Origin of the sequence: Microbispora sp. H10836 (assembly GCF_012999525.1) — a bacterium.
Lineage (GTDB): Bacteria > Actinomycetota > Actinomycetes > Streptosporangiales > Streptosporangiaceae > Microbispora.
Genome location: NZ_JABBWU010000006.1, coordinates 309,355 through 335,909 on the forward strand (window position 1 = coordinate 309,355; position 26,555 = coordinate 335,909).

Consider the following 26,555-nt stretch of genomic DNA (forward strand, 5'->3'; position numbering starts at 1 on the left):
TCAGGGTCGCCGTGTTCGGGGCCGCCGGGCGGACGCACGGGCCACCGGCACCGCGACGAGGACGACCGCCGCCGCGAACGCCGCCCCGCCCGCGGCCAGCAGCGCCGACGCCACCCGGCCCAGCCCGGGCAGCCGGGCCGACGCCCGGGCCGTGGCCTGCACCGTGCCGGTACCGTCGGCGTTCATCACCACGACCCTCCACGAGCCCTCGGCCACCGGCAGGGCCAGCGTCCGCGGCCCCGCGCCCGAGACCTGCGCGGTCCAGATGCCGGCCGCGGCGGGGGCCACGCCGGCGAAGACGGGAGTGCCAGCACGTGCGGACACCACCTCGATCCGTACGTCGCCCAGGACCGAGCGCAGGGTGCGCGCGGTGGCCGCGCCGTGCAGGTCGAGCTGTTCGCCGACCAGGGCGTAGCCGTCCGTCGTCAGGAGCCGCGCCGGGGCGGACACGTACCCGGCCGCGTCGCGCGCGTGGTCGAGCCGCATGACGGCGGCCCCGCCCGTGACGAGGCCCCCGGCGGCCAGGCCGAGGAGGACCCCTGCCACGACCGCGACGATCCTGCCGCCCGTCCATGCTGCGGGCGGCCGGTCCGGCACGGGCGCCGGCGTGCGGAGGGTTAGCGCCGCGCCCGCGAACAGGCCCGCCACCAGGTAGTGCGGCAGTGCGAGCAGCCACCACTTGACCAGCACGAGACCGCGCGACAGCCGCGCCGGGTAGGCCACCTCGAGATGAGCCGGATATCCGGGCACGTCGGCGAGGGTGAACGGCGGGTACCGGTCGGTGCCCAGCGCCCCGTAGGCGTAGTACTGCACGCGCCAGGTCCAGCGCAGCACTCCGACGTTGAACGCGAAGACCGGCCGGGGGTACTCCCCGGTGATCAGGATCGCGAAGAACGCGTACACGCTCAGCACCGCGAAGGCGGGCCACAGCAGCGCCAGGACGACGTAGTGGGGGATCGCGAGAAGCCACTTGACGAGCCAGAGCCACCGTGACAGCGGGCGGTCCGGCGCGGCGTCCACGCGTACCGGATAGGTTGCCGCGGACATCGGACCATCTCCATCCCGGGACCGGACCGGGAGCCGGCCCTGGCCTCAGCCTCGCCGCGCCCGGCGGCGGTGGCCACGGGCGGAAGGCATGGCGTGGCGGGCCGAGTGACGTGCGGCGGCGGTGACCTTCGCCACCCGCCGCCGGACGGCCCCTACGCCGGCGAGGATCCGCCGGCGTAGGGGAGGGGTCTCATCCGTGCAGCGGGACGGTCCATTCGAGGCGGGCGCCGCCGGCCTCGGGGGAGGTGACGGCGAAGGCGCCGCCGAGTCGTTCGGCGCGGTCGGCGAGGTTGCGCAGGCCGCTGCGGCGGCCTTCGGATGGGATGCCGACGCCGTCGTCCTGGACCAGGAGCGTCAGGTGCCCGTCGGCGGCGTGGACGGTGACGTCGGCGCGGCGGGCTTTGGCGTGGCGGACGAGGTTGGACAGGGCCTCGCGGAGCACGGCGAGCAGGTGTTCGGCGACCTCGGGGGGCACGTCGTTGTCGAGGCGGCCCTCCAGGCTCAGGCCGGGCATGAAGCCCAGGTGGCCGCGGGCGCCTTCGACCAGGTCGACGATCTGGGCGCGGAGGCTGGGCGCGGTGTGCTCGCGCGGGGTCTGCAGGGCGAAGATGGTCGAGCGGATCTGGCGGATGGTGGTGTCGAGCTCGTCGATCGCGTTCTGCAGACGGGAGGAGGCTTCGGGGCGTTCGACCAGGCGTACCGCGCTCATCAGGGTCATGGCGACGGCGAACAGGCGTTGGATGACGACGTCGTGCAGGTCCTTGGCGATGCGGTCGCGGTCTTCCAGCAGGCCGAGTCGTTCGGCGTCGCGGCGGGTCTCGGCCAGTTCCAGGGCGACGGCGGCCTGTCCGGCGAAGGCGTGCAGTGTCCGTAGTTCGGACTGGCTGAACGGCATCCGTCCCGAGCGTTTGACCAGGGCGAGCACCCCGCGCACGGCTCCCGGCGCACCCAGCGGCACGGCGCCGGCCGGGCCCACCGGCGGGTCGTCGGCCCAGACCAGACGCACCTGGTTGTGGTCGAGATCGTCCAGCGCCAGCGGTTCGCCGCTGAGGAACGCCCGGCCCGCCAGGGACCCCTCGATCGCGACCTCGTCGCCGACGAGACGGACGCCCTGCTGCCCGTCGTCGGCCGGTGCGCCGTCCTCCAGTGCCACGTGCAGGGTGTCGTCGCCCTTGCCCGGGAGCAGGATCGCCGCGGCGTCGGCGTCGGCCATCTCACGGGCGCGCCGCGCGATCAGCGTGAGGACCTCCTGCGGCTCGCCACCGGACAACAACCGGGTCGTGATGTCGGCCGAGGCCTGCAACCAGGTCTCCCGCCGCCGGCTGTCCTCATACAACCGCGCGTTCTCGATCGCCACACCCGCGGCCGTGGCGAGTGCCACCACGATCGCCTCGTCGTCCTCGTCGAAGTCCCCGCCCCCGCGCTTCTCGGTCAGATACAGATTGCCGAACACCTCGTCACGCACCCGGATCGGCACACCCAGGAAACTCCCCATCGGCGGATGACCCGGCGGGAACCCATAGGACTCGGGATGCTCGGCGATGTGCGACAACCGCAGCGTCTGCGGCTCCTTGATCAACAGACCGAGCAGGCCCAGCCCGTGCGGCCAGTGCTCGATCCTGGCGATCTCCTCCTCGCTCAAGCCCACCGGCACGAACTGGACGAGCGTGTTCTCCTCCCCGATCACGCCCATCGCCCCGTAGGTCGCATCCACCAGCGTGGTGGCGGTCGCCACGATCCGCCGCAGCACCACCTCCAGGTCCAGATCGCTGCCGATCGACACGACCGCTTCCAGCAGCGCGTGCACCCGGTCACGCGTGGCGAGCACCGCCTCCAGACGCGCCTGCAACTCCGCCAGCAAATCGTCCAGCCGCATGCTGGGAACCAGCGACCGCTGCTCGTTCTCCCTCATAACGCGAAGTTTGGCATCACCGGCACGCCCGTGCCCACCCCGGGAGAACCGGGGGGCGCTCACCGGGGCCGAGGGCCTCCTCCGCGAGAGGCGGCTCAGGAGTACAGGACCGACAGGAACCGGACGAGGACCGCCTCGCGGGCCGCGGCCGGCAGCGCGTCGAGCACGGCGTTCACGACGGCCATCCCGGGCTGCCCGGTGGCGGTGAGGTCGATGCCCACCGACGCGGCGAGCTCGGCGAACGTGGCGTCGTCCAGCGCGTCGAGGTCGAGGGACGCGATCAGCTCGGGCAGGCCCTGCGGCACCTCGGCCGGCCCTCGCTTCCGGGCGGCCTCGGCCGCCTCCGCGATCACCTCCAGCATCGCGTCCACCCCGGCCAGCGTCACGCCGGTGACCGTCACGTGGATGTTGGCCGGGATCCCGGCGTACGACAGCTGCGGCTGGAGGAACCAGCCGAGCCGGCGCGCCTCGTCGGCGAGCACGAAGACGTCCACCTCGGCGGAGCCGGCGACGGCGACCAGCGCGGCCTCCGGCTCACCGAGCACCCGCAGGCCGGGGATCTTCCCGACGCCGTCGGCCAGCCGCCGGGTCGCCTCCAGCGTCCTGCGGCCGAGCTCCAGGTAGCCCTCCCGGCCGAGGGCCTGCAGGGTCGCCCAGGCGCCGCCGAGCGGCCCGGCCGAGCGCGAGCTCTGCACGGTCGCGTTGATGATCGTGTAGCCGGGCCAGGCCGCCGAGGCGAAGTAGGCCCGGCGGCGCAGCTCCGCGTCGCGGAACAGCAGCACCGACGCCCCCTTCGGCGCGTACCCGAACTTGTGCAGGTCGCAGGAGATCGAGGTGACGCCGGGCACGCTCAGGTCGAAGGGCGGGATCGCGGCCCCGGCCTCGCGCAGCCACGGCAGCAGCCAGCCGCCGACGCAGGCGTCGACGTGGCACGGCACGCCGCGCGAGGCGGCGAGCGCGGCGACCTCCTCGACCGGGTCGACGACGCCCTGCGGATAGGACGGCGCCGAGACCACGGCCAGCGCGGTCCGTTCGTCCAGCGCGTCCTCGAACGCCGGGACCGAGGCGCGGTAGCCGGCCGGGTCCACCGGGACCGGCACGATCTCCATGCCGAGGTAGTGCGCGGCCTTGTGGAACGCCGGGTGCGCGGTGACCGGCAGCACGACCCGGGTGGCGCCGGGGCGGGCGTCGCGGGCCGCCTTCACCGCCAGCATGATCGACTCGGTGCCGCCGCTGGTGAAGATCCCCGGCGCGCCGGGACGTCCGAGCAGCTCGGCGACCGCCCCGACGACCTGACGCTCCAGCGCGACCATGCTGGGGAAGGCCGTCGGGTCGAGCATGTTGACCTCGAGCATCTCCGCGTACGCCCGGTGCGCGGCCTCGTGCACCTCCGGCAGGCCGGTGTCGTAGACGTAGGCCGTCACCTTGCCGCCGCGGACCGGCAGGTCGGCCGCCTTCAGGGCGGTGAGCTCGGCGAGCAGTTCGGCGACGGGCCTGCCGTGGTCGGGAAGCATGGAACTCCTCAACGTGCCAGGGGGATCCGGACGACGGCGCGCAGTCCGGGGGAGGCGTCCTCCAGATGGACCGTACCGCCGTGGGCCTCGACCGTGGTGCGCACGATCGCGAGACCGAGCCCGGCGCCGCCGTCGTCGCGGCTGCGCGCGTCGTCGAGCCGGGTGAACCGGTCGAAGACCCGCTCGCGGTCCTCCGGCGGGATGCCCGGCCCGTCGTCGGTGACGGTGAGCTCCGCGACCGCCCCGGCGGCGCGTACGCCGATCCGGACCGCCGACGCCGCGTGCCGCAGGGCGTTGCCGACCAGGTTGGCGAGCACCCGCCGCAGGTCCAGGGCGTCGCCGAGCACGACGGGAGACGGTCCGGGCGCGAGGTCGAGGTCGAGGCCGTGCCGCTCGGCCGTACGGCGGGCGAGCTCGGCCAGGTCGACCGGCTCCCGCCGGCCCAGGCGGCCCTCGTCGAGCCGGGCGAGCGCGAGCAGGTCCTCGGCGAGCCGGGACAGCCGGAGGGTGTCCTCCAGCGCCCCTTCCGCCGTCTCCTTCCAGTCCTGCCCCTCCGGGTGGCTGAGCGCGACCTCCAGCTGCAGCCGGATGCTCGCGAGCGGGCTGCGCAATTCGTGCGCGGCGTCGGAGACCAGCGCCCGCTGGCGCGCGTCGGCCTCCTCCAGCCGCCCGAGCATGTCGTTGAGCGTGGTCGCGAGCGCGTGGACCTCGTCGCGGGCCTCGGGCACCGGCAGCCGCCGCGACCGCGCCGTCGCGCCCACCTCGGCCGCGCCCCGCCGCAGCAGCGCGATGGGCCGCAGCGTGCGCCCGACGACCAGCCACGAGACCGCCGCCAGCAGCGCGAGCAGGAGCGGCACACCGACGGCAAGCACGTGCCCGGTGGTCACCAGGCTGCTCTCCACCTCGGCGAACGACCGCGCGACGATCACCGTCACGCCGCGGTCCGCGCTGAGCGCCCGCACCCGCAGCGGCCCCGGCAGCGCGTACGGCCTGCCGTCCAGGAAGAGGGGCTCGCCGGTGCGCACGGCGGCCTCCCGCGCCTCCGCCGGCAGCAGGGGGACCAGGCGATCGGTGTTGGGGGTGGCGTCGACGATGCGCCCGTCCCGGTCGAGCACCTGCACGATCGTGTTGTCCGCCGAGACGACGGGATCGGACAGCCGGTCCGCGTCCGACAGCGCGACGATCTCACGGCCCCGCTGGTAGACCTGGTCGTCGATGCGGCGGACGAGCGCCTCGCCGAGCACCGCGACGAACACGTACGCCGACACGGCGAGGGCGAGCGCCAGCACGGCGGTCGCGGCGGCGGTTACCCGGAACCGCAGGCTCTGCCGCCGCCACCACGTCACGGGGCGCGCGAGAACGGGGGGATCGGGCGGGCGCACGGCTCAGCCGCCGTCGCTCGCGAGCCGGTATCCGGCTCCGCGCACGGTCTGCAGGGCGGCGCGCCCGAAGGGCGTGTCGATCTTCCTCCGGAGATACCCGACGTACACCTCGACCACGTTCGGATCGGTGTCGTAGGTGTCCCACACGTGCTCCAGGATCTCCGGCTTCGACACCACCTCGCCCGGCCGGCGCATCAGATACTCCAGCAGCGCGAACTCCCTGGGCGTCAGCTCGACCGGCTCCTCGCCCCGCGCGACGTGCCGGGCCGCGGGGTCGAGCGACAGGTCGCCCGCGCGCAGCACGGCGGGCCTGCGGCCGCCGCCCCGGCGCAGCAGCGCCCGGAGACGGGCCACCAGCACGACGTACGAGAACGGCTTGGTGAGGTAGTCGTCGGCGCCGAGGTCGAGCCCGTCGGCCATGTCGTACTCGCCGTCCTTGGCCGACAGCATGAGGATCGGCACCCAGTTCTCCTCCGCGCGCAACTGCTTGCACACGTTGTAGCCGGACATGCCGGGCAGCATGATGTCGAGCACGACCACGTCGTAGTCGCCGACGCGGGCCAGGTGCAGGCCCTCGTGGCCGTCGTGCGCCAGGTCGACGGCGAAGCCCTCCGCCTGCAGTCCGCGGCGCAGCGCCGCCGCCATCCGCCGCTCGTCCTCCACCACCAGAACCCGCATTGCCCCAGTGTGGCCCCTTTCGCCCGTGCGGGTGCGGCGTGCCTGAGAGGCCTCTCAGCCCGTCTCAGCGTCGGCACAGGAACCTCCCGGCAGTCTCGAGTCGTCAGGTTTCCGCCCATAGTGGGAGATGTGAGATGGCGAAGAGAGCCCGAGCCGTGAGGTGGGGAGTGCCGGTGGCGGCGGTGGCCGTGGTGGCGGCGGCCGTGGGGACCGGCCCGGTGATCGCGGCGGTGCGCAGCGACCCGTCGCTGCCGGACCGTACGGCGGAGCAGTTGCTGGCCGAGGTCGCGCGCACCTGGCAGAACGGCCGGATGCCGCAGATGTCCGGCACGATCGTCGAGACGGCGTCGCTCGGCCTGCCCGCGCTGCCCGGCCTGTCGGGCCTGTCCGGGCCGCCCGGGTCGGCCGGGGCCTCGCCGGCGTCGCTGCTGTCGGGGTCGCACCAGCTCAAGATCTGGTACGCGGGGGAGAACCGGTTCCGCCTCATGCTGCCGGGGGAGATGAGCGAGACCGACCTCATCGCCGACGGCGACGAGGTGTGGCTGTGGGACAGCGCCGCGAACAAGGCGACCCGTATGACCGCTCCGGCGGCCACCGGCGGCAGGCCGGAGGGCGCCTTCCCGATGCGGCCCGGATCCGCGACGCCGTTCGACACGCGGTTCGCGACGCCGGAGCAGGCCGCGCGGCAGGCGCTGGAGGCGGCCGGCACCGACACCGCGATCGGCGTCGGCGAGAACGTGACGGTCGCGGGCCGCGCGGCCTACCAGATCGTGCTGACGCCCAAGGCGGCCGACTCACTGATCAAGGACGTCCGGGTGGCGCTCGACGGAGAGAAGCTGATGCCGCTGCGTGTCCAGGTGTACGCGAAGGGCGCGGCCGAGCCGGTCTTCGAGGTCGGCTTCGAGTCGCTGTCGTTCACCGCTCCCGCCCCGGAGAACTTCGCCTTCACGCCGCCGCCCGGCGCGAAGGTCGAGGAGGGGACCGCCGCGCCTTCCGCCGGGCACCGGCCGGAGGCGGCCGCCGAGGCCCGCGACCGGGGCCGCGTCGTCGGCTCGGGCTGGGACAGCGTGCTCGTCACGTCCCTGCCCGACGCCCCCGCCGAACGGTCCGGCGAGCGGTCCGGCGAGCGGGACGGCGTGGATCTCGCGGCGCTGCTCGACGGCGTGCGCTCGTCGGCCACCCCGGTCAGCGGGGCGTGGGGGAGCGGCAGGCTGCTGCGCACGAAGGTGGTGTCGATCCTGATCACCGACGACGGCCGCCTGCTCGCCGGCGCCGTCACCCCGGAGGCCCTCTACCGGGCGGCGGGTGAGAAGAGATGACCCGGCCCACGCACCGCGGACGGACGGGATCGCGGAGGACATCACGCGGGACATGGCGGTGGACATCGCGGTGGACAGCCGGGTGGACATCACGGTGGACGCGGTGACGGTGGGCACGCGCGCGGGGGCGCTCCGGGACGACGCCGGGGCACCCTCGCCCTCCTCCGAGGGCGCGGGCGCGCACGCCATCGTCACGTCCGGTCTCACCAAGCGCTTCCGGGGCGGCCAGGTGGCGGTCGACGCGGTCGACCTGGCAGTGCCGCGCGGCGCCGTCTTCGGCTTCCTCGGCCCCAACGGCTCGGGCAAGACCACGACGATCCGCATGCTGCTCGGCCTGGTCGCCCCGACCGCCGGCACGTGGTCGCTGCTCGGCACGCCCATGCCCGCCGGGCTGGCGCGGGCGCTGCCGCGCGTCGGCGCGGTGGTCGAGGGGCCGGCCTTCTACCCGTACCTGTCGGGCGAGGCGAACCTGCGCCGCTTGGACGCGGCCGGCCCGGGGGCCGACCCGCGTACGGCGCGGGCCAGGATCGGCGCGGCGCTGGAGCGGGTCGGGCTGACGGCGGCGGCCGGAAAGCGCTACCGGAACTACTCGCTCGGCATGCGCCAGCGCCTGGCCATCGCCGCCGCGCTGCTGGTCCCGAGGGAGCTGCTCGTGCTGGACGAGCCGACCAACGGCCTCGACCCGCAGGGCACCAGGGAGGTACGCACGCTGATCAGGAGGATCGCCGAGGACGGCACGACCGTCTTCGTCTCCTCCCACCTGCTGAGCGAGGTCGAGCAGATGTGCACCCACGTGGGCGTCATGCGCACCGGCAGGCTCGTCGCCCAGGGGCCGATCGCCGCCCTTCGAGCGTCGGGCGAACAGGCGCGCCTGCGCGTGGAGACGCCGGACGTCGGCGCGGCGGTGGCCGTGCTGTCCCGGGCCGGGCTGCGCGAGGTGCGCGCGGGGGACGGCGAGGTGACGGCGGTCGCCGGCGAGGAGGCGCCGGAACGGCTCTGCGCGCTGCTCGTCGGCGAGGGCGTGGCCGTACGCGGGTTCGGCGTGGTCCGGCCCACGCTCGAGGAGATCTTCGTCGGACTGACGGGGGAGGGGTTCGATGTCGGTGCGTGAGAACGCGACAGCCGTGTCCGAGGCGGTGTCCGAGGCGGTGTCCGAGGCCCGGCCGGGGGAGGAGCGGCCGTCCGCCCACGCCACCGGGCCCGCACCGGGCGTGCCGTCGGCGGGGCGGACGACGCGGCATCTGACGAGGCTGCTGGCCTCCGAGATCGGCCTGACGTTCCGCCGCCCGCGCAACCTCGCGATGCTCGGGGTGCTGGCCGTGGTGCCGGTGCTGGTCGGCGTCGCGGTGCGGGTCGCGTCGGGTGAGGACGTGGGCGGCTCGATCGTCGGGCAGATCGCGGGCAACGGCCTGATGCTGACGTTCGCCGCGTTCGTCGCGATGATGCCGATCGTGCTGCCCCTGACCGTGGCGGTCGTGGCGGGCGACGCGATCGCCGGCGAGGCCGCCCAGGGCACCCTGCGCTACCTGCTCGTCGCCCCGGCGGGCCGCACCAGGCTGCTCGCGGTCAAGTACGCCAACGTCGTGGTCTTCTGCCTCGCGGCGTGCGCGGTGGTGGCGCTGTCGGCGCTGGCGGCCGGGTTGGTCCTGTTCCCGGTCGGGCCGGTGACGCTGCTGTCCGGCACGACGATCCCGGCGGGCGGCGCCCTGCTGCGCGTGGGGGTGGTCGTCCTGTACGCCGCCGCGGGGATGGCCGCGCTCGGCGCGGTCGCGCTCGCGGTGTCCACCCTGACCGAGGCGCCGATCGGGGCGGTGGCATCGAGCGTCGTGCTGGTGGTGGTCAGCCAGGTCCTGTCCGCGATCCCACAGGTCGCGGCCGTGCGGCCGTTCCTGCTGACCTCGTGGTGGGGCGCGTTCGACGGGGCGTTGCGGGCGCCGGTGGAGTTCGACCAGATGGGACAGGGGCTGCTCGCCTTCGCCGCCTACGCCATCGTCGCCGGGTCCGTCGCCTGGGCGCGCTTCACGAGCAAGGACATCACGGCGTAAGTGCTGCCCTTTACCGTTCTTTGTCGCTAGTGTTGCCGCGGACCTCTCACCCAAGGTGGTGTTCATGCGGCACTTCTTCGGGCTGCTCCTGGGCGTTGTCGTCGGGGCGGCTCTTCTCCTCGGTGGTGGCTGGGCCTCCCAGGAGGCGGTCCGGGGAGCGGCCCAGAGCATCGACCCGGCCAAGGACACCCGCATGCTGATCGCCCTGGGCGTGATGGCCGTCGTGGGCCTGCTGCTCGGGCTGGTGCTGGTCGGCCGGGTGTCCCCGCTGGCGGCGTTCGTCCCGTCGATGGCGCTGCTGGCCTGGACCGTGGTCTACGTGCTCGACGTGTCGCGCGCCGCGAGCCTTGTGCCCACCGGGCCGTCGGTGCAGGCCGAGCTGCTGCAGGCCGGCCGGGGCATGCTCACGCTGCTGTCCACCGGCGTGTACGGCCTGCTCGGCGTCGCGTTGTTCCTCCCGGTGCTCATGCCGTCCCGCTGGGCCGGTCGCGAGCGGGAAGAGGAGCAGGAGGAGGAGTACGAGGAGTCGCTCGGCTTCTGAGATAGAGCTCGGCCACCACGTCCTCGATCGACGCGCGTTCCGGCACCGTCGCGCGCAGGTCGTCCACCGTGCCGTCGAAGGCCAGCCGGCCGTGGTCGATCAGCAGCACGCGGCGGCACAGCCGCTCCACGTCGCCCAGGTCGTGGGTGGTCAGCAGCACGGTCGTCCCGCGCTCGGCGTTCAGCCGGCGCAGGAAGTCGCGCACCTCCGCCTTGCTGACCACGTCGAGCCCGATCGTCGGCTCGTCGAGCACCAGCACGGCGGGATCGTGCAGCAGGGCGGCGGTGATGTCGCCCCGCATCCGCTGGCCCAGGCTGAGCTGGCGCACCGGCGTCCGCAGGAAGGCGCCCAGGTCGAGCAGGTCGCACAGCTCGTCCAGCCGCTCCCGGAACACCTTGCGATCTACTTTGTACAGGAGCCGGACCAGTTCCAGGCTGTCCCGCAGCGGCAGGTCCCACCACAGCGTCGTCCGCTGGCCGAAGACGACGCCGATCCTGCGGGCGAGAGCCGTACGCCGCCGGGAGGGGTCGAGACCGGCCACGGTGACCCGGCCCGAGGTCGGGGTGAGGATCCCGGTCAGCATCTTGATCGTGGTGGACTTGCCCGCGCCGTTCGGGCCGAGGAAGGCGGCGAACTCCCCGGCCGCGATGCGGAAGGACAGGTCCCGTACGGCGTGCACGACCCGGCGGCGGACCGTGAAGGTCCTGCCGACCCCGTCTGCCTCGATCACTGTTCAGCTCCCCGTCGATCGGTAGCGGCGGATCCCCGCCCGCCAGGCGAGCGCCGCGACGGCGGCCAGCGCGAGCGCGGCGGCGGGGGACAGCAAACCCGTCCAGGACGGCAGCCCGAGCGGGTCGGGCCGGCCGAGCACGTACAGGCCCGGCTGCCAGTTGACGAACGCCAGGGGCAGCACGAAGGTCAGCCCCCGGACGATGCGGGCGTCGTAGACGCTCAGCGGATACTGGTTGAGCATCGCCCCGCCGTAGGTGAGCGCGTTGGCCACCTCGGGGGCGTCGGTGAGCAGGAACTGCAGCGCGCCGCCCAGCGTGAACAACGCCGTGAAGATCACGGCCCCCGACGCCACCATGACGGGCACCATCCAGACGCGGCCGAGCGGGATCTCCAGCCGCGTCAGGGCCACGCTCAGCACCACGGCGGCCTGTACGGCCCGGCCGATCCGGTGCGGGGTGAAGCGGTCGGCCGCCACCTGCACGAAGAGCGACGCGGGCCGGATCAGCATGACGTCGAGGGTGCCTGCCCTGATGTGCTGGCTGATCCGGTCGACGTTGCCGAACAGCATGTCGGCGAGCGCGAAGGCCAGCTCCGACGCGCCGTACAGGAACATGACCTCGGCCAGGCCGAAGCCGGCCAGCGAGTCGGTGTTGGCGAAGATCACCCAGATCACCGCGATGTCGAGGCCGCCGACGACGAAGGCGCCCGCCGTCGTGAGCGCGAACGAGAGCCGGTACTGCGCCGCGGCCCGCGTCCAGGCCCAGGCGAGCAGCGCGTACGTCCTGATCACGGCCGCTCAGCCACCCTGGATCACGACCTTCCTGCGGGCGGCACGGGTCATGAGCGCGCCCAGGGCCAGCAGGACGGCGGCCCACAGCGCCTGGAAGGCGAGGGCGCGGGCGGGCTCGGCCGTGCCGAGGTAGACGTCGGCGGGCACCTGGGCCATCGCCGACCACGGCAGCGCGCGGGCGAGTTCGCCGAACCACCCGGGGAAGATCGTCAGGGGCAGCATGAGCCCGCTGAAGAACGTGGTGAGCACCATGGACAGCGTCGCGAGGCCCCGGTCGTCCATGACCCAGCACGTCGCCAGCGCGACGATGTACCTCCACCCGAAGCTCACGACCACGCCGAGGGCGACGCTCGCGAGGAACGCGGCCGGCGCGCGCGGGGCGAGGATGCCGAACAGCGACGCGCCGACGAGGGCCGGCGGGGCGCCGCGGACGGCGAACAGGTACGCCGCCCGGCCCAGGTCCTCCGACAGGCACCACGCCTGCAGGGACGCCGGGCGGACCAGGTCGAGCGCGACGTCGCCGCTGCGAATCCGCTGCGGCAGGTCCAGGCCGCCGCCGAACAGCTGCATGGGCCCGATGAACGCCTGCGTGAGGAACGTGAAGGTCACCGCCGCCGCGACGTCGTACCCGCCGAGCCCCGGCCGGGCCTGCCACAGCGCGATCAGCACGTACGCGCGGAGCACCCCGAAGACGGTGTTGGTGAAGGCCCCGGCCAGCGCGGCGGCCCAGTAGGCCGCGTGCCTGCGGAAGCCGTACCAGGCGAGCCGCGGGTAGAGGGAGACGGCGGCGCCGTGGCCGGGGATCACCGGTCGGCGAGGCGGCGGACGAAGCGCAACCCCGACCACACCTCGTCCACGGCGCACACCTTGTTGTCCACCAGGCCCTCGCCGAGCCCGAAGGCGCGGACGAGGTCGCCGGACAGGTCGGTGGCGACGCCGCTCGCCTTCTTGGGCCAGCTCACCCAGAGCCCGCCGTCCCGCGCCAGGCGCTCGCGCGCCCGCGGGAACGCGGCCGCCAGGGTGGCCCTGTCGGGGCAGAAAATCACGATCACGTCGTACGGCTCGGGATTTCCGTCGTCCCCTTGATCGCCGTCCATACGGATATTTTGCGGAGCGTTTACCAGCAACACGCGGTGGCCGGGCTTGACACCGAGCTTCCGGGGCAGCGGAGCCGCCGAATATCCATGCATGGGTGCCTCATGACCTCCGGTCGTTACCTGCTCGTAACATCCCTGTAAGGGGAGTGAAACATGCCAACCGGTAGAACGGATGACCTAATGGGGAATGTCCCTTTTGGGAGGCTTGCATGGAGCATGAGCTGAATGTAGACATCCGTCCGGAATATCCGGTCAGTTGGCAGGCCGCCGCGATCAACGGGGTTCTGCGGGGCACCATGAAGCCGATCTCCACCATTCTCGTGCGCAACACCAGGGGGATGGCCGTTGCCAGCCGCATCATCTGCCTCGGCGAGCGGGTCCCGGGCATGCTCCCCAAGCACGTGTCCATCGTTCCAGACGGATTCGGCTCGTGCACCGGGGAATGGGTGCACGGCGGGACGGGCCTGGACGAGGGCAAGGTGGTGCTCTACTTCCACGGCGGCGCCTACTTCGTCTGCTCCCCGGCCACCCACCGGCCGATCACATGGCGGCTGTCGGCCGTCACCGGCCGCCCGGTGTTCTCGCTCGACTACCGCCAGGGGCCGGTCCACTCCCTCGCCGAGTCGCTGACGGACGCACTCCAGGCGTACGAGTGCCTGCTCGGCCTCGGATACGACGCCCAGGACATCGTGCTGGCCGGGGACTCCGCCGGAGGCCACCTCACTCTGGCCACGCTGCTGTCCCTGCGCGACCGCGGCATGCCGCTCCCCTCCGCCGGGATCTGTCTGTCCCCCTGGGCCGACCTCAGCTCCAGCCGCCGCCGCGCCAACGTCTGGGCGGACCCCATGCTCCCCGCCGGCCGTGTCGACTGGCTCGCCCGCCGCTGGACCGACGGCCTCGACTGCTTCGACCCCCTCGTGTCCCCCGTGTACGGCGACTACACCGGGATCCCCCCGCTGATGATCGTCACCGGCTCCACCGAGGTCCTGCGCGACGAGGCCCGCCACGTCGCCCTCAGCGCCCGTGAGAACGGCGTGCAGGTGACCTACGAGGAGTGGAACCGCATGCCGCACATCTTCCCCCTCCTGGCCGACGTCCTCCCCGAGGGCCGCCTGTTCTTCGATCACGTCTCCCGCTTCCTCGACGCCGTCGACGTCCACCGCTCCGCCGCGGGCGCCGAGGCCGCGTAGGGGTCATTTTGGGGTCAATGGGACCAATGTGACCTGGGGTTTCTCCGGCTGACCTTACCTGGAGGTGCCATTGGGCTTACCTCTCATGCCGCTTGGCGCTAGTTGAGCGCGTGGCGCGTTCCAAGCGGCCACAGTGGCTGTGCGGCACTTCGAGAGAGGTAGCTTCCGTATGGCACGTGGCGGAACGGCCTTCCAGAACGGCATGCCTCCCGGTGTGCGCCCGCTGACCGTGGGCGACCCGGTCGTCGTCGGGCGCTACCTGCTGCTCGGCCGGCTGGGCAGCGGCGGAATGGGCGTGGTCTACCTGGCCGAGCATCCCGGCGGAGGGCAGGTCGCCCTGAAGACGCCGCATCCGATGCACCTGGGCGACCCCACGCTGCGGGCCCGGTTCGCCGAGGAGGTCGCGCTCTCCCGCCGCGTGGTGCCGTTCTGCACGGCCGCCGTCATCGAGGACGGCTTCGACGGCGACCGGCCCTACCTCGTCACCGAGTACGTCCCCGGCCCCGCGCTCTCCCAGGTCGTCGCCGCCCGGGGACCGCTCACGCCCGACCTCGCGTACGGCGTGGCCCTCGGCACCGCCGCCGCGCTGGTGGCCACCCACGAGGCCGGGCTGGTCCACCGGGACCTGAAGCCCGGCAACGTGCTGCTCTCGCCGCGCGGGCCGTTCGTCATCGACTTCGGGATAGCCCGCGACCTCGACGTCGCGATGGCGCACACACAGGCCGGGCAGATCATGGGCAGCCCGGGCTGGGTGGCGCCCGAGCGGCTGCGGGGCCATCACGCCATCCCCGCCTCGGACGTCTTCTCCTGGGGCTGCCTGGTCGCGTTCGCGGCGACCGGGCAGCATCCGTTCGGCGCCGGCGACCTCGACGTGCTCACGCGGCGCATCCTGGTCGAGGAGCCCCGGATCGACGCCGTGCCGAAGCCGCTGTGGGACGGCGTGGCGGCGGCGCTGCGGCGGGAGCCGGCCGACCGCCCCGACGCGGCCGGGCTGCTCGCCTTCCTGCTCGCCGCGGGCGGGGTCCACGCGACCGCCGACCCCCGGCGCGCGGTCGCCGCCGTGCTCGACGAGATCTGGCAGCCCGTGCCCCACCCGGCGGGCACCGCCCCCGGCCGGGCTGCCGCACGCGGGGTGCGCACCCGGGCCGGCGCGGCGCGGGGAGCGGCACAGGGGACGGCACAGGGAGCGGCACAGGGCAGGGCGGCCCGGCGCCGCGCGGCGCGCTCGGGGGCGCAGATGTCCCACGCGGGCTTCACCGCGCTCGCCACCGTGACGATCGCCGCGATGACCGTGGTCGCGGCGGGCACCGGGGCGGCCCGCATGGAGAGCACGGCGGATCCGCCGCCCGCGCTGCCCGTGGTCGTCCCGGGCGAGGACGGCGCCCTGCCGCCGAAGGACAAGCTCGGCACCTCGCGGCCGCCGGTGGTGCCCATCGCGGACGCCGCCCGGCCCAGGGTGACCGTGACGGCCACCCGGACCATGCCGCCGCCCGGGCCGGCGACCCCGGACGGCGAGCGGACCACCACGGTGCCCACGCCGCCGTCGGCCGGGGTGACGCTGCGCCCGCCGGCGGACGGGCACTGCGGCACCGGGCGGCCGAGGGACTGCCGCCCTGCCCGGCCGTCCCCGCCACCACAGCCCGGACAGTCCGGGCAGCCCGGGCACTCCGGACAGCCGGGGCACCCCGGGCAGGGCCATTCCCCGGCGCCGTCGACGGGGGTCACCGCCGAGCCGCAGTGGGGGGACGGAGAGTCGCCGCCGTCCAGCCCGCCCCCGCCGCCGGTGAGCGAGTCGCCCGGTGTGGTGTCCACCCCGGCGCCGTCCATCCCCTGACACGCCGTGGTGAGCAGGGACGCCCATGCAGCATGCTGTGTGCCCATGGACGTGATGGACGCAGCTCTCGAACTCGACGACGTGACCGTCCGCGTGGTCGGCCGGACCCTGGTGACCGGGGCCGACTGGCGGGTGGAGCACGGCCAGCACTGGGTGATCCTCGGCCCCAACGGCGCCGGGAAGACGACGATGCTCTCGGTCGCCGCGGCCGTACGCCACCCGAGCTCGGGGACGGCCACGGTGCTCGGGCGCCGGCTCGGCCGGGTCGACCTGCGGGAACTGCGCCGGAGCATCGGCCTGGTGGCGGCCAGTCAGCGGCTCGTGGACGAGTCGCTGCTGGAGGAGGAGGGCGCCACCGCGCTGACCGTCGTGCTCACCGGGCACACCGCGACGAGCGCGCCGTTGTGGGACCGGTACGGCGACGAGGAGCGGGAGCGGGCCCACCGGCTGCTGGCCGACCTCGGCTGCAAGGACCTCGCCGACCGGCGGTTCCAGGTGTGCTCGCAGGGGGAGCGGGCCCGGATCCGGGTGGCCAGGGCGCTGATGGCCGACCCGGCGATCCTGCTGCTCGACGAGCCGTTCGCGGGTCTCGACCTGCCGGCGCGGGAGGACCTGATCGAGGCCCTGGAGGACCTGGCCCGCACCCGGCAGGGGCTCACGACCGTGATGGTCACGCACCACCTGGAGGAGGTGCCGGCCACCACCACGCACGCGCTGCTGATGCGGGACACCCGCATCGTCACCGCCGGTCCCGTGGAGGAGGTGCTCACCGGTCCGAACCTGTCGGACTGTTTCGGCCGGCGGCTGCGCATCGACTCGCTGGACGGCCGCTGGTACGCCCGCGCGCTGCGCGTCTGACACCGGCGCCGGGCACGGCGAGGCCCCGCCGCCGATCCGTCAGATCCCCGTGAGGGTGACCTGCGGATCGGCGGCGGGGCCGCCACCGACCTGTGTCCGCTGTGGTTAGTGAGCCCCGGCGAACTGTGCCTCCTCCGTCGAGCCCTTCAGGGCCGTCGTGGAGGAGTCCGGCGCGATGGCCGTGCTGACCAGGTCGAAGTATCCGGTGCCGACCTCCCGCTGGTGGCGGGTGGCGGTGTAGCCGCGCCGCTCGGCGGCGAACTCGGCCTCCTGGAGCCCGACGTACGCCGTCATGCCCTCCTCGGCGTAGCCGCTGGCCAGGTCGAACATCGAGTAGTTCAGCGAGTGGAAGCCGGCCAGGGTGATGAACTGGAACTTGTACCCCATGTGGCCCAGCTCGCGCTGGAACTTGGCGATCGTCGCGTCGTCGAGGTGCTTGCGCCAGTTGAACGACGGCGAGCAGTTGTAGGCCAGCATCTGGTCGGGGTACTCCCGCTTGATCGCCTCGGCGAACTCGCGGGCCACGTCGAGGTCGGGCGTGGAGGTCTCCATCCACAGCAGGTCGGCGTACGGCGCGTAGGCCAGGCCCCGGGCGATGCAGGCGTCGACGCCGTTGCGGACCCGGTAGAAGCCCTCGGCGGTGCGGTCGCCGGTGCAGAAGGCGCGGTCGCGGGGGTCCACGTCGCTGGTCAGCAGCGTCGCGGCCTGGGCGTCGGTCCGCGCGATGACCAGAGAGGACACGCCCGCCACGTCGGCCGCGAGGCGGGCCGCGTTCAGGGTCTTGATGTGCTGGCCGGTGGGGATCAGCACCTTGCCGCCGAGGTGGCCGCACTTCTTCTCCGAGGCGAGCTGGTCCTCCCAGTGCACGCCCGCGGCGCCGGCCGCGATCATGGCCTTCATCAGCTCGAACGCGTTGAGCACGCCGCCGAAGCCGGCCTCGGCGTCGGCCACGATGGGCGCCAGCCAGTGCGGAGCCCCCTCGTCGCCCTCGGCCCAGCTGATCTGGTCGGCCCGCAGCAGCGCGTTGTTGATCCGGCGGACCACGGCGGGGACCGAGTTGGCCGGGTAGAGGCTCTGGTCGGGGTAGGTGTGGCCGCTGAGGTTGGCGTCGGCCGCCACCTGCCAGCCCGACAGGTAGATGGCCTTGAGGCCGGCCTTCACCTGCTGGACCGCCTGGTTGCCGGTCAGCGCGCCCAGGGCGTGGACGTAGTCCTCGTGGTGCAGGAGATCCCACAGGCGCTCCGCGCCGAGCCTTGCCAGCGTGTGCTCCTCCTGCACCGAGCCGCGCAGTCGGACGACGTCCTCGGCCGTGTAGCTCCGCTCGACGTTGCTCCATCGCGGATTGGTGTTCCAGTCCTGCTGCAGCCGCTGGGCGGCGGCGGTGAGGCGGTCCGACATCTCCGGTCACTCCCTTGTTGCGTACGTTGTCGTCACCTGGGGCTTGCTTCCGAGTTTGTGTCGATATCAAGACACTCACAAGGCGACACCAGCAGAAAGAACTTCAAAATTTCTGGAGCAAGCAAGACTGACGGGTATTTAGAGGTGAAGAAACGCGAAGTTTTCGATGTGGACTAGACCAATCCGTGTGAGGTGGATCACGTACTGCTGGAAGAAACACCGATTTTCCGCATAAGATCGGGTCATGACCTCCGTCCTGGGCGAAGAACCGCTGTCTTTGACGCACGAGCTCGATCTCCTGGCCTTCGGCCAGCGGCTCAAGCACCTGCGCAAGCAACGCGGTCTCACGCTCTCCGAGCTCGGCGACCGCGTCGGGCGCGCGCCCAGCCAGCTGTCGCTGCTGGAGAACGGCAAGCGCGAGCCCAAGCTCTCGCTGCTGAAGTCGCTGGCCGCCGCGCTGAACGTGCCGGTGGAGGAGCTGCTGCGCAGGCAGGCGCCGAACCGGCGGGCCCAGCTCGAGATCGCCCTGGAGGAGGCCCAGCGCGACCCGCTCTACGCGGGGCTCGGACTGAGCCGTCTGAAGGTCTCCGCTCGGGTGCCCAACGACGTGCTGGAGCACATCCTCGGCCTGTTCGAGGAGCTCAAGGCCAGGGAGGCGAAGGGGACTGCCACGCCGGAGGAGGCGCGGGCCGCCAACGCCGAGCTGCGGCGCAAGCAGCGCGAGCTGGGCAACTACTTCGAGGAGATCGAGAAGGCCGCCGCCGAGGCCCTGACCGCCGTCGGCTACCGGACCGGCGCGCTGTCGGAGAGCACCGTCCAGGCGCTGGTGTCGCACTTCGGGTTCGCCGTGCACACCGCGCCCGACCTGCCGCGTTCGGCGCGTTCGGTGACCGACCTGCGCAACCGGCGCATCTACGTCAAGCGCCAGCAACTGGGCATGCACACGCCGCGTACCGTGCTGCTGCAGACGCTCGGGCACATCGCGCTCCAGCACCACAAGCCGCGCGACTTCGCCGACTTCCTGCGCCAGCGGGTGGAGGCCAACTACTTCGCCGCGGCCGTCCTCGTCCCCGAGGCGGCGGCCGTGCCGTACCTGCGGGAGGCCAAGCAGGACAAGGCGCTGTCGGTGGAGGACCTGCGCGACGTGTTCGCGGTGTCGTACGAGATGGCGGCGCACCGGTTCACCAACCTGGCCACCCGCCACCTCGACCTGGTGTGCCACTTCGTCCGCAACGACGCCGGCGGGATCATCTACAAGGCGTACGAGAACGACGGGATCGTCTTCCCCGCCGACGAGCAGGGCGCGATCGAGGGGCAGCGGCTGTGCCAGCAGTGGTCGGGCCGCCAGGTCTTCCTCTCACCCGACCGGTTCTCGCTGTACTACCAGTACTCCGACTCGCCCACCGGCACGTACTTCTGCGTCGCGCACGTGGACCCGTCACAGGAGAAGGACTTCGCGATCACGCTGGGCGTGCCGTACCGGGAGTCGCGGTGGTTCCGGGGGCGCGAGACCACCCACCGCACCAAGTCGAACTGCCCCAACGGCGAGTGCTGCCGCCGCCCCCCGGCCGAGCTCGCGCAGCGCTGGGAGGGCTACGCCTGGCCGTCGGCGCGCGCCAACTCCCACGTGCTGGCCGCGCTGCCGCCCGGGTCGTTCCCCGGCGTCGACGAGGCCGACGTGTACGCGTTCCTGGAGCGCCACGCCGCCCACGGCTGAGCGGTCCCGGTGTACGCCCCGTGCTGATCGCCTCCTCCGGCCGCCGCATAAGGTGATGCCAGTGAAGCCGGCGGACAGGGGGAGGACGGGCGTGCTGCCTGAGGTGGAGGCCTGGCTGAGTCGGCGTACCTCGTCGGCGGCCGACTGGCCGGCCCGCGCCCTGCTGTCCGCCAAGGGAGACGCCTCGATCTCGGTGGTGCTGCCCGCGAGGAACGAGGAGGAGACGGTCGGGGAGATCGTCTCGGCCGTGCGCCGCGACCTCGTCGAGGCCGTGCCGCTCGTGGACGAGCTGGTCGTGATCGACTCCCGGTCGTCGGACGACACGGCGGCCCGGGCCTTACGCGCCGGGGCGAAGGTCTTCGCGCAGGACGAGATCCTGCCCGAGCTGCACGATCCTCGCTACGACGGCAAGGGCGAGGCGCTGTGGAAGTCCCTCGCGGTGACCACCGGCGACCTGGTGGTGTTCGTCGACGCCGACCTGCGCGAGTTCCGGACCTCGTTCGTGACCGGCCTGCTCGGGCCGCTGCTGACCGACCCCGCGGTCGGATACGTGAAGGCGTGCTACGACCGGCCGCTGCTCGGCGCGGCGGAGCCGAACGCCGGGGGCAGGGTCACCGAACTGGTCGCCCGGCCGCTGATCAACCTGCACTGGCCGCTGCTCGCCGGGTTCGTGCAGCCTCTCGCGGGTGAATACGCCGGCAGCCGCGCGGTGCTCGAACGGGTGCCGTTCGTCACCGGGTACGGCGTGGAGCTGGGGCTCCTCATCGACCTGCTGGACCTGGTGGGGCTCGACGCGCTCGCGCAGGTCGACCTGGGCCGCAGAGTCCACTCCCACCAGTCGACCGAGGCGCTCGGCGGGATGGCCGGACAGATCATGCACACCGCCTGGGTGCGGCTGGAGCGCCAGAACAAGATCGTCCCGCTGCACGAGCCGTCCGCGCGGCTCGTCCAGTTCGAACGCGGCCCCACCGGGCACCGCCCGCTGACGCGGCACGTCGGAGTGGCCGAGCGCCCGCCGATGGCCACGGTCCCGCAGTACGCGTCCCGATTGCGCTGACCGGCTCCCGCCGAGGTGTTACCGTTGGTAACACTTGAAGGAGAGGAGAGCCTGAGATGACCTTCTGCCCCGAGTTGAACGACGACGTCCGCGAGGTGCGCGACTGGGTCCGCGAGTTCGCCAGGGACGTCGTCCGCCCGGCGGGTGCGGAGTGGGACGAGCGTGAGGAGACGCCCTGGCCGGTCATCCAGGAGGCCGCCAAGATCGGACTGTACTCGCTCGACTTCTTCGCGCAGCAGTGGTTCGAGGAGTCGGGGCTCGGCCTGCCCGTGGCGTTCGAGGAGTTGTTCTGGGGGGACGCCGGCATCGGCCTGTCGATCGTGGGCACCGGCCTGGCCGCCGCATCCATCGCCGCGAACGGCACCCCCGAGCAGATGGGGGAGTGGCTGCCCCAGATGTTCGGCACTCCCGACGACGTCAAGCTCGGGGCGTTCTGCTCCTCCGAGCCGGACGCCGGCAGCGACGTCGGCGCGATCAGGACGCGGGCCGTCTACGACGAGGCCAAGGACGAGTGGGTCATCAACGGCGTGAAGACCTGGGCCACCAACGGCGGCATCGCCAACGTCCACGTCGTCGTGGCCTCGGTCGACCCGTCCCTGGGCACCCGGGGTCAGGCGTCCTTCGTGGTCCCGCCCGGCACGCGGGGTCTGTCCCAGGGGCAGAAGTTCAAGAAGCACGGCATCCGCGCCTCCCACACCGCCGAGGTCGTCCTGGAGGACGTACGGGTGCCGGGGCGGTGCCTGGTGGGCGGCAAGGAGAAGCTCGACGAGCGGCTCGCGCGGGTGCGCGCCGGCGCGCGCTCGGGCGAGCAGGCCGCGATGCGGACCTTCGAGACCACCCGCCCCCTCGTCGCCGCGATGGCCGTCGGCGTCGCCCGCGCGGCCTTCGAGTACGCCCGCGACTACGCCCGCGAGCGCGAGCAGTTCGGCCGCAAGATCGGGGAGAACCAGGCCGTCGCCTTCCTGCTGGCCGACATGGCCACCCGCGTGGACGTCGCCCGCTTCATGACGTGGCGGGCCGCGTGGATGGCCCGCCACGGCCGGCGGTTCGAGCAGGCCGAAGGGTCGATGAGCAAGCTGGTCGCGAGCGAGACGGCCGTCTGGGTGAGCGAGCAGGCCATCCAGATCCTCGGCGGGGCCGGCTACACCCGCGAGCACCCGGTCGAGCGCTTCCACCGCGACGCCAAGATCTTCACCATCTTCGAGGGCACCAGCGAGATCCAGCGCCTCATCATCGGCCGCTCCGTCACCGGCCTCCCCGTCCGCTGAGGCGCCTGTCAGATGAGTGGAGACCAGGCCACCTGGGCCAACCGGGTCCGTGGCCTCGTGCTGGGCCTCGCACTGGGCGAAAGCTTGAGCCGTGGCGCGGTGCCCGCGTCCGGGCCCATCCGGGCGGGGGTCAGCACGCAGCTGGCGGCCTTCACGATCGACGGCGTCATCCGGGCGTCGGTCCGCGCGGCGCACAAGGGCATCTGTCACCCGCCGTCGGTGGTGTGGCACGCCTACTGCCGATGGGCCGCACTGCAGGGCATCGAGGTGTACGACCAGAATCGGCAGTGGTCGGACGGATCGGAGCACTGGCCGGATGGATGGCTCGCCGGCGTGCCGCTACTGAGGGAGCGGCGCGGGTCCGCACCCGCCACCGTCAAGGCACTGAACCAGCCGGAACAGGGCACCACTCGCCGGCCGGCCACGCACAGCCGCGGCTGCCATGCCCTCACCCGATCGCTGCCGCTGGCCGCCCTGTCCCGGACGATGAGTGCGGACCAGCTCGCGGATCTCGCCCGCGACGTGGCCGCGCTGACTCACGGCGACCCGCGCGCGTACGAGGCGACGGCGGCGGCTGTGATCCTGACCGGGCGGTGCCTGTCCACTCGTTCTCTGGATGAAGCGGCGGAGCCCGATGCCGACCGGCCCTGGCCGCCGGACACGGGGACGTTCCTCGGTGAGGCTCGTGCGGTCCTCGCCCAGGCCCGGCAGAATCCCCGGCAGAAGGCCCGGCTGGCGCGGATCGCACCCGATGCCACCGCGCCATCCGCTTTCCTCGGCGGCGTGTACGTCGCGGCGTCCTACTCCGAGCCGGCCGAGGCGATGGAGGCGCTCACCTTCGCCGCCGCGGCGCCCGACGCCGATTCCGTCGCCGCCGTCGCCGGCGCCGTGCTCGGAGCCCTGCACGGCGTCGACGTGTGGCCGGTCGAGCTCCTCAGCAGGCTGGAGTCGGCCTGGGTCATGGACACCCTCGCACGTGACCTGGTGTCGGAGGTGACCGACAGCCCGGGCGGCAGCGAGTACACGCCTCCGGAGGACCCGTTCTGGCTCGACCGCTACCCGGGGTGGTGATCTCGCCGGGCGAGAAGGCCTGCGGTCGCGGTGGTCAGTGGGGTGTTTCGCCGGTCAGGAACTCGTTCAGGGCCGCGATGATGACCTCCCGGGACTCCGGACGCGCGAGGGCGGCCGGTTGGAGCGACGGGTATTTCGCGTAGTCGGCGGATTCGAGCTGGTCGCGCAGATGAGCCGATCCCGGAAGGGCGCCGAGCCTCTCGGCGAGCCGTGCCATCCGTTCTTCCGAAGCGCCGTGATGGCGGATTGACCCGAAATTGACAGCCAGGACCGACTTGGCCGGACTCGTGTAGATGCTCCATACGGAGGCCGTGTCCGAGCCGAGATTGAACCAGGCGGTCACCGACGGATACTCGCCTTCGCCGAAGTAGTACTCGTGGAAGGACGGGTGGCTCTCGGCGTGACGGTAGACGGCCAGCAGTGTGTCGCGCACGTCGGCGGGACAGTACCGCTCGACGGCCTGGAGGAAGCCGGGCTCGTCCCACGTGCGCTTCGCCCGGGAGCCGCCGGCCTGTCCTGCCCCGACCGTCGAAGGGGCGCCTCGCATCTCACTCGGGCTGCCGGGGTCCGGGGCGGGAAGGGTGTCGCCGAGGGTCAGCTGGATGGCGATGGCCATCGTTTCGAGCCAGTCGATGGTCGCCTCCGCCTCGTCGGCGGTGATCGGAGCCTTCTGCCCGGGGCGTCGCGCATCGTGGTCGGCGGTATGGGCGATGTTGTTCCTGCGCCAGGCGATCTCTCGGAGCCTCGTACGGACGCCGTCCGCGGTGATCGGGTTGTTCGCGTCCTGATCGGTCAGGACCTCGGCGACCTTCACCCAGAGGTTCACCGCGCTGACGTAGGCGAACCCTTCCTTGATCTTCTCCGGGTTCTGGAAGGTCATGAAGGAGAAGTGCCGCTCCAGGTGAGCGCGGAAGGCCTCCCCGAGGGATTCGTCACCATAGTGAATCCTCTCGAACAGCTCGACGGGAATGCTCAGATTGTTGAACTTGGGAGGACGGGGAAGTTTCGGATTCAGGGCCAGGGTGAGGGCCCGATCGACGATCTCACGCGTGACCCAGTGGTCGAGGGCCGCCACGCCCTGGGTCCAGGCCGCACGGTAGAGGTCGGTGACGTCGAAGGAACCGACTCCGAGCTGCTCCAAGCTGCGGCCGCCGTTGACGAGTTGCCGGGCGTACTCGATGTTCTGCTGGAACTGCTCGAACGCGGCAGGAGTCGGGTCGGGCGGAGGCGCGGGTTCGGGGCCGCCCGCCGGGGGCAGGACGACGCCGGCCTGCGCGAGCATCGTACGGAAGCGGTCGGCGGTGACGCGCCGCCGAGGGTCGGCGCGGCCGGCGTGATCGAAGGCCAGGCCCTCCTTCTCGAGCACCTCACGCGGGTCATCGGTCCGTTCCGGGTCCAGCCAGCGGAACTGAGGGGAGATCCGCCCTCCCGACTGCAGGACCCGGTGAGCATGGCCCGTGTCGGCGCTCTCGGCCATGAAGCCTCCCACCGACTGCGCCGACATGCCCACCAGGGCCGCGAGGTCGCCATACGTGGTCCAGTGACCCGGTTCCAAACGCTCCAGGGCCTCCAGGACGACGTTCCAGCGGGGGTCGCTGTAGACACGGCCCTGCGGTGGCAGTCTCCTCGCCCGGTACTGACGCGTCAGTTCGCGATAGAGCTCGGTGCCCGCGAAGTCGTCGAGCGCGCGGACGCCGGCTTCGGTGATCGCCCAGCCGTTCCGCTTGGTCATCCAGCCGAGTGATGCGGCCTCCCCCGTGCGGAAGCCCAGTTGCGCCCACCACCGCGCCTGCCCGTGCGCGTTGGGCCCCCGGAGCTCCGGGGGGATCGTCACTCTCCCTTCGACTTCCTCGCGAACCTCTTCGGGTCGCAGCGGCCGTCCGGCCTCACGCAGGAGCTCGAGCGTGGCGCGGAGAATGGGAGAGATCTTGTCGGCATAGGCCATCGGGGGGATTCCTGCCTTTCAACTGTCGCCCCCGGCAGGATAAACAAGGGCTCGGTGAAAGTCCCTCGTCTCACGTAACCCTCACCTCTCCGGACGGCGGGTGAAACAAGGGCGTACGGGTAGGAAGGGGGACCGGGGCCGGGGGAGGGTGGGGAAGCGGCCGATGACGACGGCGTTCATCCTGTGGGGAGGCGGCAGCCTGGGAGCCGCGCAGGTCGGCATGCTCCGCGCGCTCACCGCTCACGGGATCCGCGCCGACATGGTGGTCGGCGCCTCCATCGGGGCGCTCAACGGCGCCTACTACGCCTCACACCCGGATGAGGAGGGCGTGGAGGAGCTGGCCCGGCTGTGGCTGTCGGTGAGCAGCCACGACGTGTACCCGGTGAGCGGGCCCGACGTGCTGCGCGCTCTTGCGGGAAACCTGCCCTTCCATCCCGTACGGGGAGCCCTGCGGGCGCTCGGCGTGCTCAACTACACCTTCCCGCTCAACCCGGCCACGCTGGCCGCGGCGATGCTCGGCCGCCGCAACTACCTGTTCGACAACTCCTCCCTGCGGCGGTTCCTCGAACGCATCCTGCCGATCCGGCACCTGGAGGAGACGCGGACGCCGTTGTCGGTGCTCACCGCGGATGTGCGGACGGGACGGCCGGTGGTCCTGTCGCGGGGGCCCGCGCTGCCGGCCCTGCTGGCCAGCACCGCGATCCCGGCCCTGTATCCCACCGTGACGATCGGGGACCGGATGCTCATGGACGGCGGCGTCGCGGACCTGACCACACTGGACTACGCGGTTGACGCGGGCGCCGACGAGGCGTACCTGCTGGCACCGGGGTTCTCCTGCCATCTGCCGGCGGCCCCGTCGACCGCGATCGCCATGGCCCTGCATGGCTACAACCTGCTCAGCGAGCAGCGCATCAGCGCCTCGATCAGGCAGAACACGCGCCGGACCCGCCTGCACGTGCTGCCGCCGCTGTGCCCGGTCGAGGTGCTGCCCGTCGACTTCCGCGGTACGGCCGACATGATCGAGCGGGCGACCCTGTCGACCGCCCACTGGCTGGAGCGGCGCGAACCGCACCCCGTACTCGCCCGCCCGCTGGGCCCCCCGCACGAGGAGGATCACCGGCACCGGCCCAGGCTAATTCAGTTGTGACGGACGCCCGCGC

At 72.6% G+C, this 26,555-nt stretch carries 23 protein-coding genes; 12 read left to right on the top strand and 11 right to left on the bottom strand.

Annotation, left to right across the window (positions count from 1 at the left end; all coding sequences use genetic code 11):
* The 5 genes from HHX30_RS43250 to HHX30_RS14500 all read right to left on the bottom strand — a co-directional run bounded on the left by HHX30_RS43250 (position 1) and on the right by HHX30_RS14500 (position 6,533).
* Positions 1-1,047 (bottom strand): DUF4389 domain-containing protein, encoded by a 1,047-nt coding sequence (locus HHX30_RS43250; protein WP_169982432.1) that lies wholly within the window; start codon positions 1,045-1,047, stop codon positions 1-3.
* 190 nt (positions 1,048-1,237) lie between these two features.
* On the bottom strand, positions 1,238-2,959 hold the full coding sequence (locus HHX30_RS14485) for a GAF domain-containing protein (RefSeq protein ID WP_169982433.1): 1,722 nt from the start codon (positions 2,957-2,959) through the stop codon (positions 1,238-1,240).
* Between the two features lie 95 nt (positions 2,960-3,054).
* Positions 3,055-4,473 (bottom strand): aspartate aminotransferase family protein, encoded by a 1,419-nt coding sequence (locus HHX30_RS14490; protein WP_169982434.1) that lies wholly within the window; start codon positions 4,471-4,473, stop codon positions 3,055-3,057.
* Positions 4,474-4,481: 8 nt separating this feature from the next.
* Positions 4,482-5,819, bottom strand: a complete 1,338-nt coding sequence (locus HHX30_RS14495) for an ATP-binding protein (RefSeq protein ID WP_311922389.1) — start codon at positions 5,817-5,819, stop codon at positions 4,482-4,484.
* 39 nt (positions 5,820-5,858) lie between these two features.
* Positions 5,859-6,533 carry a response regulator transcription factor gene (locus HHX30_RS14500; RefSeq protein ID WP_169982436.1) on the bottom strand — a complete coding sequence of 225 codons (675 nt, stop codon included), beginning with the start codon at positions 6,531-6,533 and terminating at the stop codon, positions 5,859-5,861.
* A gap of 134 nt (positions 6,534-6,667) precedes the next feature.
* Between HHX30_RS14500 and HHX30_RS14505 the strand changes: the two genes are divergently transcribed.
* From HHX30_RS14505 to HHX30_RS14520, 4 genes are all read left to right on the top strand, one after another.
* Positions 6,668-7,852 carry a DUF2092 domain-containing protein gene (locus tag HHX30_RS14505; RefSeq protein WP_169982437.1) on the top strand — a complete coding sequence of 395 codons (1,185 nt, stop codon included), beginning with the start codon at positions 6,668-6,670 and terminating at the stop codon, positions 7,850-7,852.
* Positions 7,839-8,963 (top strand): ABC transporter ATP-binding protein, encoded by a 1,125-nt coding sequence (locus HHX30_RS14510; RefSeq protein ID WP_311922390.1) that lies wholly within the window; start codon positions 7,839-7,841, stop codon positions 8,961-8,963. Before HHX30_RS14505 ends, HHX30_RS14510 begins: the two co-directional genes overlap by 14 nt.
* Positions 8,950-9,897, top strand: a complete 948-nt coding sequence (locus tag HHX30_RS14515) for an ABC transporter permease (protein ID WP_169982438.1) — start codon at positions 8,950-8,952, stop codon at positions 9,895-9,897. The genes HHX30_RS14510 and HHX30_RS14515 overlap by 14 nt, the downstream gene beginning before the upstream one ends.
* 64 nt (positions 9,898-9,961) lie before the next feature.
* Positions 9,962-10,438 carry a hypothetical protein gene (locus tag HHX30_RS14520; protein ID WP_169982439.1) on the top strand — a complete coding sequence of 159 codons (477 nt, stop codon included), beginning with the start codon at positions 9,962-9,964 and terminating at the stop codon, positions 10,436-10,438.
* Here the strand turns inward: HHX30_RS14520 and HHX30_RS14525 are convergent.
* From HHX30_RS14525 to HHX30_RS14540, 4 genes are read right to left on the bottom strand one after another with little or no spacing between them, the layout of a single operon-like run.
* Complete coding sequence (locus HHX30_RS14525; RefSeq protein WP_169982440.1) at positions 10,362-11,168, bottom strand: ATP-binding cassette domain-containing protein; 807 nt, start codon at positions 11,166-11,168, stop codon at positions 10,362-10,364. The two genes, HHX30_RS14520 and HHX30_RS14525, sit on opposite strands and share 77 nt — an antisense overlap.
* Positions 11,169-11,171: 3 nt before the next feature.
* Positions 11,172-11,960 (bottom strand): ABC transporter permease, encoded by a 789-nt coding sequence (locus HHX30_RS14530; protein ID WP_169982441.1) that lies wholly within the window; start codon positions 11,958-11,960, stop codon positions 11,172-11,174.
* Between the two features lie 6 nt (positions 11,961-11,966).
* Positions 11,967-12,767: an ABC-2 family transporter protein gene (locus HHX30_RS14535; protein ID WP_311922392.1), complete on the bottom strand. Its 801-nt coding sequence runs from the start codon at positions 12,765-12,767 to the stop codon at positions 11,967-11,969.
* Entirely contained in the window at positions 12,764-13,057 is a 294-nt protein-coding gene (locus tag HHX30_RS14540) for a hypothetical protein (protein WP_211591996.1), read from the bottom strand. Before HHX30_RS14540 ends, HHX30_RS14535 begins: the two co-directional genes overlap by 4 nt.
* Before the next feature lie 209 nt (positions 13,058-13,266).
* Between HHX30_RS14540 and HHX30_RS14545 the strand changes: the two genes are divergently transcribed.
* The 3 genes from HHX30_RS14545 to HHX30_RS14555 all read left to right on the top strand — a co-directional run bounded on the left by HHX30_RS14545 (position 13,267) and on the right by HHX30_RS14555 (position 16,939).
* Positions 13,267-14,247 (top strand): alpha/beta hydrolase, encoded by a 981-nt coding sequence (locus tag HHX30_RS14545; RefSeq protein ID WP_169982443.1) that lies wholly within the window; start codon positions 13,267-13,269, stop codon positions 14,245-14,247.
* A 169-nt stretch (positions 14,248-14,416) separates the two neighbouring features.
* Positions 14,417-16,081: a serine/threonine-protein kinase gene (locus HHX30_RS14550; protein ID WP_169982444.1), complete on the top strand. Its 1,665-nt coding sequence runs from the start codon at positions 14,417-14,419 to the stop codon at positions 16,079-16,081.
* A gap of 45 nt (positions 16,082-16,126) precedes the next feature.
* Positions 16,127-16,939 carry an ABC transporter ATP-binding protein gene (locus tag HHX30_RS14555; protein WP_169982445.1) on the top strand — a complete coding sequence of 271 codons (813 nt, stop codon included), beginning with the start codon at positions 16,127-16,129 and terminating at the stop codon, positions 16,937-16,939.
* A 105-nt stretch (positions 16,940-17,044) separates the two neighbouring features.
* Here HHX30_RS14555 and aceA read toward each other — a convergent pair whose 3' ends face one another.
* Positions 17,045-18,337 (bottom strand): isocitrate lyase, encoded by a 1,293-nt coding sequence (gene aceA / locus HHX30_RS14560; protein WP_169982446.1) that lies wholly within the window; start codon positions 18,335-18,337, stop codon positions 17,045-17,047.
* Positions 18,338-18,581: 244 nt separating this feature from the next.
* On the opposite strand from aceA, the gene HHX30_RS14565 reads away from it, so the two are divergent.
* The 4 genes from HHX30_RS14565 to HHX30_RS14580 all read left to right on the top strand — a co-directional run bounded on the left by HHX30_RS14565 (position 18,582) and on the right by HHX30_RS14580 (position 23,450).
* Positions 18,582-20,054, top strand: coding sequence for a helix-turn-helix domain-containing protein (locus HHX30_RS14565; RefSeq protein WP_249350017.1), 1,473 nt, complete (start codon positions 18,582-18,584; stop codon positions 20,052-20,054).
* A 91-nt stretch (positions 20,055-20,145) separates the two neighbouring features.
* Complete coding sequence (locus tag HHX30_RS14570) at positions 20,146-21,111, top strand: glucosyl-3-phosphoglycerate synthase (protein ID WP_169982447.1); 966 nt, start codon at positions 20,146-20,148, stop codon at positions 21,109-21,111.
* Between the two features lie 56 nt (positions 21,112-21,167).
* Complete coding sequence (locus HHX30_RS14575; protein WP_169982448.1) at positions 21,168-22,379, top strand: acyl-CoA dehydrogenase family protein; 1,212 nt, start codon at positions 21,168-21,170, stop codon at positions 22,377-22,379.
* A 12-nt stretch (positions 22,380-22,391) separates the two neighbouring features.
* Positions 22,392-23,450 (top strand): ADP-ribosylglycohydrolase family protein, encoded by a 1,059-nt coding sequence (locus tag HHX30_RS14580; RefSeq protein ID WP_169982449.1) that lies wholly within the window; start codon positions 22,392-22,394, stop codon positions 23,448-23,450.
* Positions 23,451-23,484: 34 nt separating this feature from the next.
* On the opposite strand, the gene HHX30_RS14585 is transcribed toward HHX30_RS14580, so the two are convergent.
* Entirely contained in the window at positions 23,485-25,284 is a 1,800-nt protein-coding gene (locus HHX30_RS14585) for an MGMT family protein (protein WP_169982450.1), read from the bottom strand.
* Between the two features lie 274 nt (positions 25,285-25,558).
* Here HHX30_RS14585 and HHX30_RS14590 point away from each other — a divergent pair, with 274 nt between their 5' ends.
* Complete coding sequence (locus tag HHX30_RS14590) at positions 25,559-26,542, top strand: patatin-like phospholipase family protein (protein ID WP_169982451.1); 984 nt, start codon at positions 25,559-25,561, stop codon at positions 26,540-26,542.
* The last annotated feature ends 13 nt before the right edge of the window (positions 26,543-26,555 follow it).